At 72.8% G+C, this 1,786-nt stretch carries 4 protein-coding genes; 1 reads left to right on the top strand and 3 read right to left on the bottom strand.

Features of this window, described 5'->3' with window-relative positions; all coding sequences use genetic code 11:
* Positions 1–568: HAD-IC family P-type ATPase (locus IY392_RS17670; protein ID WP_194861937.1), on the top strand; the 568-nt coding region annotated here is incomplete at its 5' end.
* Here IY392_RS17670 and IY392_RS17675 read toward each other — a convergent pair.
* The 3 genes from IY392_RS17675 to IY392_RS17685 all read right to left on the bottom strand — a co-directional run.
* The gene (locus IY392_RS17675) at positions 551–871 is read right to left on the bottom strand and encodes a hypothetical protein (RefSeq protein WP_156607244.1); all 321 of its coding nucleotides are present in this window, start codon (positions 869–871) and stop codon (positions 551–553) included. The two genes, IY392_RS17670 and IY392_RS17675, sit on opposite strands and share 18 nt — an antisense overlap.
* A complete protein-coding gene (locus IY392_RS17680; RefSeq protein WP_194861938.1) occupies positions 861–1,385 on the bottom strand; it encodes a hypothetical protein in 525 nt (174 codons plus the stop codon). Before IY392_RS17680 ends, IY392_RS17675 begins: the two co-directional genes overlap by 11 nt.
* The coding region (locus IY392_RS17685) for an RNA polymerase sigma factor (protein ID WP_194861939.1) at positions 1,376–1,786 on the bottom strand (411 nt) is incomplete at its 5' end. The genes IY392_RS17680 and IY392_RS17685, both read right to left, overlap by 10 nt.

A 1,786-nucleotide genomic window follows, 5' to 3' on the forward strand; every position in this document is an offset into this window, starting at 1 on the left:
GGTCGCCGCGTTGCGCCGCGACGGCTACCGGGTGGCGATGCTCACCGGGGACAACGGCCGCACCGCCCGCGCGCTGGCGGCCGAGGTGGGGATCGACGACGTCCACGCGGACCTCCGGCCGGAGGACAAGGCCCGCATCGTCGCCCGGCTCCGCACGGAGGGGTCGACGGCGATGGTCGGCGACGGCGTCAACGACGCCCCCGCCCTGGCGACCGCGGATCTGGGAATCGCGATGGGGGCGATGGGCAACGACGTCGCGATCGAGACCGCCGACGTCGCACTTCTGGGCGAGGACCTGCGGCACCTGCCCCAGGCGCTGCAGCACGCCCGCCGCTCCCGCCGGATCATGCTGCAGAACATCGGACTCTCGTTGGCGATCATCCTCGTCCTGGTGCCCCTGGCCCTGGCCGGCGTCCTGGGGCTGGCCGCGGTCGTGCTGGTGCACGAGCTCGCGGAGATCCTGGTGATCGCCAACGGTGTCCGCGCCGGACGCACGCGACGCTCCGTCGCGGCAGCGCCCCTCGACGAGCTCGGGGACGCCGTGCCCGCCTCACCCTCTGTGGAGTGACTGCACCCGCACCTCGAGCTCGGTGCCGTCCGGCACGGTGTCCCCGAGCGCGTCCCGCAGGGCCACCTGGATGTCGCGGACGCACTGCCTGACCGGGCGCGACTGGTCCAGACTCACCTCCACGGTGACCCTGCCCCCGTCGCGGTCCACGTAGAGGCCGAAGTGGGTCGAGGCGGCGCCGGCACGCCGGATCCGGGCGTCGAGCGCCCGGAGGGAGGTGCCGATGCCGGGTTCGATCCCGTTGACCCCGGGCACCGCCACCACCAGCTCGATCAACTCTGCTGCTGTCGGGTCAGTTCTCATGGAGATCCTCGATGTGGACGTCGACCACCAGGTCGACGAGGTCGAATTCCCGGGCGCACGCGGCACGGACCGCCTGGCGTACCGCGTCGGCCAGGGCGGGCAGATCCGGCGTCGTGATCGCGAGCGAGACCCGGCAGGCGATCCGTCGGGGCAGCCCGCGGGTGCCCCATCCCGCACCCGGCTCGTGGTCGACCGCCGTCCGCAGACTCACCACCCCGGGGACATCGTCCACCGTGTCGCGGATGAGGGTGCGCAGGGCGAGCTCGGTCAGCGAGTAGGGGCCCACGTCGGTGGGGGGCATCTGCACCCGGGCGCCGTGCCTGGCGTCAGCCCGCACCGCCTCCGTCAGTGCCGATCGCGCCCGTCGGGACAGTTGCACGGAGTCGTCGCCCCGGCTCTCGAGCTCGTCCCAGTCCCGGTGGAGGGCACTGATCTGGTCGAGGTAGAGCCTGGTGGCCTCGTCGTCGTCGGGTCCACCGTGCCGGGAGGGTCCGTCCATGGTGTTCACCGCCATTCCTTCATGTAGTCGATCACGTGCGTTCGGGCGCGTGCGAGTCGACCCCGCGCGGTGGACTCGGTGATGTCGAGCGCGGCAGCGACATCCCGGTAGGACATCCCGTCGATCTCGCGCAGCGTCCAGCACGACCGGAGGTCCGGGTCCATCGTGCCCAGAACCCGGGCCAGGGCCTGCATCTGGGCGTTGACCTCCGTGGTGCGGGCGGGGTCGGCCCGGGGGCCCTCGTCGCGGTGGACGTGCAGGAGCTCGGGCGGCTGGGCGTCGGTCGAACGCCGGGCACGGCGGCGGGCGATGTCGGTCGCCCGCCGCGAGCAGATCTGGGCCAGCCAGCTGCGCACCGCGTCCGGATCCTCCAGCAGATGCAGCCGCTTCCAGGCGGTGAGCAGGGTCTCCTGCAC

This window comes from Dietzia sp. SYD-A1, assembly GCF_015356725.1.
GTDB lineage: Bacteria > Actinomycetota > Actinomycetes > Mycobacteriales > Mycobacteriaceae > Dietzia.

Bases quoted from the DNA above. Each gene is read 5' to 3' on its own strand.
- IY392_RS17675 (WP_156607244.1), bottom strand. From the start codon at position 871: ATGAGAACTGACCCGACAGCAGCAGAGTTGATCGAGCTGGTGGTGGCG.
- IY392_RS17680 (WP_194861938.1), bottom strand. From the start codon at position 1,385: ATGGCGGTGAACACCATGGACGGACCCTCCCGGCACGGTGGACCCGAC.